6 protein-coding genes are annotated in these 6,753 nt (G+C 68.0%); 4 read left to right on the forward strand and 2 right to left on the reverse strand.

The window, feature by feature from the left end; translation table 11 throughout:
- Positions 1-190 precede the first annotated feature (190 nt).
- From VI056_12280 to VI056_12290, 3 genes are read left to right on the forward strand one after another with little or no spacing between them, the layout of a single operon-like run.
- A complete protein-coding gene (locus VI056_12280; GenBank protein ID HEY6203803.1) occupies positions 191-1,435 on the forward strand; it encodes a glycosyltransferase in 1,245 nt (414 codons plus the stop codon).
- Entirely contained in the window at positions 1,432-2,562 is a 1,131-nt protein-coding gene (locus tag VI056_12285; GenBank protein ID HEY6203804.1) for a glycosyltransferase family 4 protein, read from the forward strand. The genes VI056_12280 and VI056_12285 overlap by 4 nt, the downstream gene beginning before the upstream one ends.
- Positions 2,563-2,576: 14 nt before the next feature.
- On the forward strand, positions 2,577-3,584 hold the full coding sequence (locus VI056_12290; protein HEY6203805.1) for a GNAT family N-acetyltransferase: 1,008 nt from the start codon (positions 2,577-2,579) through the stop codon (positions 3,582-3,584).
- A 462-nt stretch (positions 3,585-4,046) separates the two neighbouring features.
- Here the strand turns inward: VI056_12290 and VI056_12295 are convergent, their stop codons facing one another.
- Entirely contained in the window at positions 4,047-4,376 is a 330-nt protein-coding gene (locus VI056_12295; GenBank protein ID HEY6203806.1) for a hypothetical protein, read from the reverse strand.
- Between VI056_12295 and VI056_12300 the strand changes: the two genes are divergently transcribed.
- Positions 4,375-5,991 carry an Ig-like domain-containing protein gene (locus VI056_12300; protein ID HEY6203807.1) on the forward strand — a complete coding sequence of 539 codons (1,617 nt, stop codon included), beginning with the start codon at positions 4,375-4,377 and terminating at the stop codon, positions 5,989-5,991. The two genes, VI056_12295 and VI056_12300, sit on opposite strands and share 2 nt — an antisense overlap.
- A gap of 101 nt (positions 5,992-6,092) precedes the next feature.
- Here VI056_12300 and VI056_12305 read toward each other — a convergent pair.
- Positions 6,093-6,753 (reverse strand): glycosyltransferase family 9 protein (locus VI056_12305; protein HEY6203808.1); only part of this gene is annotated, 661 nt, incomplete at its 5' end.

Genomic DNA, 6,753 nt, shown 5'->3' on the forward strand with positions numbered 1-6,753 from the left:
AGGACCTCGACGGGATGATAACTCGGTACCGTCGGGTAGAGCCGACCGGCGTCGCGCACGCGCTCCGCGGTGCCCGGGACGCGACCCTGCTCCGAAGCCCGATGCGACCCATGTACCGCGCGCTGCGCGACCGGTTGCGAAACCGAGCGGCCAGGCGGAGGCGGGTCGCGGCCACGGTGACAAGGCCGTCATGACCTCGCGGTCGGCGCTCAGCCGCATCTGCCTGATCCTCCAGTCCACTGCGGTCGGTGGCATGGAGACGCATTGCGTCGACGTCGCCGGCGAATACGTCCGCCGCGCGATCGACGTCCGCGTCGTGGTTCCCGAGGGCGAAACGTTCGATGGTCTCGCGCGCAGGTTCACGGCCGGCGGTGCGCACGTCGAGCGTGTCACGACCGACGCGCGTGCCGGTCGAGCTCGACAAGTCGCGGGACTTTCGCGCCTGGCGACGTTGCTCCGGCGCCTCGCACCTGAGGTCGTCCACGTGCAGACAGGCGGGACGACCGGCGGCCTGGCGGTCATCGCCCTCGCCCGCGCTTTCACTCGCGCGACTGTGATCTTGACGGAGCACGACGTGCCACGTCCGGCAGCAAGCTGGCGTGAGCGCGGCGTGAAGCGCCTCACTGACAGGCTTCTCCACGGCTTGGTCGCCGTGTCGCGACGGAACGCATCGCTGCGCCGCAGCCGAGGGGGAGCCCGCGAAACACGATTCGGCTCGATCCTCAACGGTGTTCCGGTCCACGACGTCTCGCCAGAGGAGGCCGCACGCAACCGCGCCGCTGTCCGCACGGAGATGGGCGTGCCGTCCGACGCGCCGCTCATCGGCAGCGTCGTCCGTCTCGCGGAGGGCAAGGGTCTACACGATCTCCTGCGCGCGTTCGCGATCGTGCGAAACACCGTGCCATCCCACCTGCTGCTCGTCGGGGATGGACCGCTGCGCGATGAGATGGGCACGCTGGCATCGGAGCTGAACGTCGCGGAGCAGGTGCATTTCGCGGGGCAGCGTTCCGACCCCGGTCGATTCGTCGACGGGATGGATGTCTTCGTGCTGGCCGTGCCCGCGGGATCCATGTCGATCGCCCTGCTCGAAGCAATGGGCCGCGGGGCAGCGCCGGTCATCACGTTCTGCGGTCCCGAGGAAGCGGTCATCAACGAGGAGACCGGTCTCTGCGCGCCACCCTCCGACCCGGACGGCCTCGCGGCTGTGCTGGCGCGCATCTGCCAGGATGACGCACTCCGAGCCCGACTCGCGGCCGCGGCCGCGGCGCACGTGCGCGCGCACTTCAGCGCGCGACGCGTAGCCGACGATCTTCTCGAGCTTTACGCGTCAGTCAGGACCGGTCAGGTGCCGCCGCGCATGCGTGCCGACGCGCCTCCGGATCCTCGACCGGGCGGCGCAACCTCCGCGATCACGGCTTCGCCGGCAGAGCTATGAAGTCCGCGGTGAGCGGCACGCTCGTGCGCGAATGGTGGCCTGGATGGTGGCGGGCGTGCAGACGCAATACGAGCACCTCAGGACCGCGTTTCCCGCCGATCGATTCGAGACGCTCGGCATCGAAACAAGGCCGTACGTCGCCGGTGGATGGCTCGAGCGCCTTCGCACTACCTCACAAACCGAGGGGCACCCTTCGCTCGCTGATGGCACTCGCACCGCTGCTGTGGGAGAGGCCACTCGACGCGGTCTGGACACAGATGAGCGTCCAGCTGCTCCCCTTCGTGCTGACGCGAGCAGCGCTCCAGCGCATTCCCGTCTTCTTCGCGGTGGACAGCACGCCGACTTTGTACGCCAGCTTCCGCGGTCACTACGCCCACCAGACCGACCTCGCATCCGCGAAGGGCCGGCTGAGCCTCGCGCTCCACCGCACCTTCTATCACCGCTGCGCGGCGCTCCTGCCCTGGTCGCGCTGGGTGGCGAACTCCATGGTGAACGAGTTCGGCGTGCCGCCCGAGCGAGTGCACGTGATCCATCCAGGTGTCGACACCGACCGCTGGCGTCCGATCGACGAACGTCCGGCGAGCGTTCGTCCGCAACTCATCTTCGTCGGGGGCGACTTCGAGCGAAAGGGCGGCAGTCTCCTGTTGGACGTCTATCGTGCCCATCTCCGCGCACGCTGCGACCTACACCTCGTCACGCGAGCAGCGGTCCCGGAGGAGCCGGGCGTGTTCGTGCACCGCGACTTCCGCCCCGACGACGAACGGCTGCTGCGTCTGTACCAGCGGTGCGACGCGCTCGTGCTCCCCACGCTCGCCGATCTCTTCTCGATGGCGTCGATCGAGGCAATGGCGTGCGGACTCCCGGTGATCGTCTCCAGGGTCGGCGGCATCCCCGAGATCGTCGAGGACGGGCACACCGGTCGCCTCATCGCGCCGGGCGACGGAGCGGCGCTGACCAGCGCGATCCTCTCGTTGCTCGATCAACCCGAGCGCGGCCGGACGTGGGGCGCCGCGGGACGCCGGGTGGCGGTCCAGCACTTCAACACCGCGACGCAGGCGGCCCGCGTGGCTCGTCTGGTCGAGCAAGCCGTCGCGCAGCGGCATGGCCCTGCGCAGGTCGCGGGCTAGGTCGAGCCGGAACGATGCGTGCGCAGGTGGACTGGCTTGATCTGATCGAGCGGCTGTCGATACCGTGGGCAGACCGGCACGGACTGTCGCTCCGGTGGTTCGATCGCTGGGAAAGCGTCCTGGACGATGCGCTCGCGCATCTTCCACAGAGTGAGCAGTGCCCACACGAGCTCCTGCGACAGCTGATGAACAACCCGACCCAGGCGGCTAAACGGACCGCGCTGATCACCGAGCAAGATCGGCCGGTCGCGGTGCTCGGCCTCAGGCGCAGAAAGATGTTCTGGGAGCCGGTATGGGGAGGCGGTGTGTGCGAACGCTTCCAGATGGCCGCACTTCCGGGTTACCTGCTCCCGGCCTTGGCGCGCACGGCGAGCAACATCTGGGTCTTCAGCCGCGACCGTCCCGCGTCGTCAGAATCTCTGAGAAGTCTGAAGGCGCTCCCGCGTTTCGGGATCGCCCTTACCGACGGTTACGAGCAGCACTGGAAGACCTCCAGCCACTGGAACACTGTGAAGTCGGCGCGACGCCGAACGGTCGGGTTCGGCTTCGACATCGACCCGCCGGGCGCCGCCGAATGGACGATAACGAACTGGGCCCGGAAGTGGTCCGCGCATGAGGCGGAGAGCGACATCCTCGTCGCGGCCCGTTACTACCAGAGCGTCGGCCGGTATCACAGCTTCGTGCTGCGGGATGGCGGCGCCCGCGTCGCGGGGGCGACCTACATCGTCATCGGCTCGGAGCTGCTCGCGCAGTGGAACTTCTTCGACAATGCGTACCGGCGAAACGGCGTGCAGACCCGCTTAGACGAGCTCGTGTTCGCGTGGGCGTCGGAAGCGGGTCTCTCGACGATGGACCTCGGTGCCAGTTACGAAGACGATTCGTACAAACGACACTGGGCGCCCAATGTCGGCCAGTCCTGGCTGTACAACATCGCCCCCCTCCATCTCCACGTGGTGCGCACCGGGCTCAAGACTGTGCGGCGTGCGATCGGTCGAGTCTCGGTATCGCCCCGGTCGGCCTGACAGGAAAGTCGGCGCTCGCGGCCCGCGCGCCGTGCGTCGCCGATCCGACGCCTGGTATGCACGACCACGCGCGCGTCGCCGCGTGATCGCGGGTGCCATCGCTGGGAGACCAGCCTCGCCAGGGCAAGTCCAGCCGCTCCAATACTTCGACGGCGTGGAGCCCGCAGAATCGACTGGCCCTCACCGCGATGGGTACCCGAGAGGCGTCGACCGTCATGGTCCCGGTCGGCGTCAGATTCGGCCAATCGCTTCCGGATGTCCGTAGCCCGTCGGCCGCCGACGCGATCGCCGCACCGCCGTGATCGCCGCAACCGCGCCCGTGTACGCTCCAGCGCGTTCACGGACGAGCAACCCGGCGTAAGTGAGGGAACAGTTGCGAGGTCGAGCAGTTCAGACGTCGGATGCAGCGCGACGGAACCATCGCCTCTTAGCGACATTGAGCATCGCGGCTCTCATTTTTGGTCAAGTGCTGCTCGGGACCGCCGCTGGCGCATCCATGCCGAGCTCCCACACATCTCGGGTGGCGCTGCCGGCCGCTTCGACGCAGCCGACCTTCCGTTCGGTCGCGAGCGCCGTCAGCCAGACGGTGAGCCGACCCAGCGGTGTCGTGAGCGGCGACCTGCTGCTGGCGTATGTGTACGCCGGAGACGATCCGGTGACGGTGAGCGGCCCCGCCGGCTGGACGCGCGTGCTCGATACATCGGTGGCGCGCGGCAGCTTTCCGCCCTTCCACGCCCAGGTCTGGTACACGGTCGCCGGCGCGAGCGAGCCGGCCTCGTACCGCTGGACCATGCCGAGCTCGATCTGGGTGGACGTGACGGTCCTGGCCTATAGCGGGGTGAGCACGGTCTCGCCGATCGACATCGCCCGCGGAAGCGATGCCGGAACCACACAGACGCCGACGACCGACTCGGTCACGACCAGCGGAGCGAACGCGCTGGTGGTCGCGCTGTTCATCAACGACAACGTCGGCAGCTGGACCGCCGGCTCAGGCATGACCGAGCGCGTCGACTTCGACGGCATGCTCGCGCAGGACGTCCTGCAGAGCACCGCCGGCGCGACCGGGGTGAAGACCGCGACCAACAGCGTCAGTGGACCGAACGCCGCGCAGATCGTGGTCCTGCGCGCCGGGTCCTCGGACACGTTGGCCCCGACGGTCACGATCACCGCACCCACCAGTGGCGCAAGCGTCGTTGGCGCCGCGGTCCCGGTGTCGGCCGACGCCGCCGACAACGTCGCGGTCACCGCGGTCCAGTTCCTGCTCGACGGCGCGCCGCTCGGCGCGCCGATCACCACGCCGCCATACACGCGCAGCTGGGACACCACCGCGCTCGCCAACGGCCCGCACACTCTCGGCGCGCAGGCCTACGACGCGGCGGGGAACGTCGGAACGGCTGCGGCCGTCGCGGTGACGGTGGCCAACCCGGTGACACCGCCGGTGATCTCCGCCGTGAGCTCGAGCGCGGTCAGCAGCAGCGGCGCGACGATCACCTGGACGACCGACAAGGCCGCCGACGGTCTGGTGGAATACGGCACGACGACCGCGTACGGGCTCGCCACTCCGCTCAATCCGTCACTGGTGACTGCGCACACAGCGGCGCTCGGCTCGCTCAGCCCCAGCACCCTCTATCACTTCCGAGTGAAGAGCAAGGACGCCTCGGGCACGCCCGCGACGTCCAACGACTTCACCTTCACGACGGCCAGTGCGTCCTACGTGCGCACCTTCAACGGCGGGACCGATGAGATCCGGTTGTCGCTGGGCAGGATCAACGTATCGCCGACCGCGTTCTCCAACCTCGTGATCGCACGCACAGGCGACAACACGCGCGACAAGGCGACCTTCGCACTCATCGACCGCTCCGGAACGAACCAGTACGACCTGCAGCTCGGAGAGGGCCAACACGGGAGCGTGGGCAACGACGTCATCGTCTCGACCGGTTTCAACGCTTCGTGGTCCGGATTCAGCCTCAACATCACGGACTACTACTTCGTCCTCGTCACGAAGGCCCGGGGCTTCATGTTCCCGCGGTTCCACATCTACAACTTCACGACGCGGGTCTGGTACCACGCCAACGGCAACTTCGCGCAGGACGATCAACCTGGTGCGGTCGTTGGCGGACACGTGAACCTCGGCAACTACGACTCGGTCCCGACCGTGCCGTGGTCTGGCGACATGGTGGCCGCCGGGTGGTGGGACCGTGACCTCATGGCCGAGCTCGGCGATTCCGGAATCGAGGCGATGGCGCAGTCCATCCAAGCCTGCCTCTCGACCAGCCCAGCCGCGTTCTGGCGGCTGGACCAGTCCGATGTCGCACAACCGGTCATCGACCAGACCGGCGGTGGCGCGGATCAGGTCGCCCGCACCGGCACAGCCGTCCGCGCGCTCGGCTCAGCGGTCCTGCCCTGAGCTCAAAAGACCGCCGCCGTATCGCTCCAGCGACGCGACGCGAACACTGATCCGGAGGTCGGAGATCGCCCGGCGCGAGGCATCGGTCGTTTGGGCGATCATCAGACCACAGTGGCCGGGGTGGGTCGACGTTGCTTCAGCAAATCGTGCGCAGCGACGGTCTCCAACACAGCGGACACGGAGATGTGCCGAAGACCCGCCATCGGACACGCGTAGTTCAGGCAACCGCCGAAGACGTCCTTCGGTTCCTTACATCTGTTGATCTCATCTCGCAGGCCCGGCGGCGTCCGATTCACGACCAGCGGTATTGGCCGGTCGAGCGCGCCGCGCTCGGTGTCGGTCGGACCGGCGAGCACGACGACCGGTGTTCGCGTGCCGAGCGCGAGGTCGTACACGGCGCTGTCCACGCAGATGCAGAGCAACGCGCGTGAAAGGAGCGCCTCGACCTGCGGCAGCGTGGTCGCGCCCGCAAGCGAGACGGAGCCTGCGCGCATCGACGCTCGGATACTCTCGATGTACGAAGCCTCCGCGGCTGCTCCGGTAAAGACGATGCTCGCCTCGTAGTCGGTGACGAGGACGTCGGCAAGCTCGGCCCACCGGTCGATGAGCCACTGCTGACACGCCCAATCAGAACCGGGATGAAGCACCACGAGCCTCGTCTCGTCGAGCGGTTGCCCGCGTAAGAGATCGGCCGCGGACACCTCGTCGATCGTGGTACGGATGCTCGTAGCCTCTTGCCTGGTGTTCTCGACGCCGCACGCG

This window comes from Candidatus Limnocylindria bacterium (genome assembly GCA_036523395.1).
Lineage (GTDB): Bacteria > Chloroflexota > Limnocylindria > P2-11E > P2-11E > CF-39.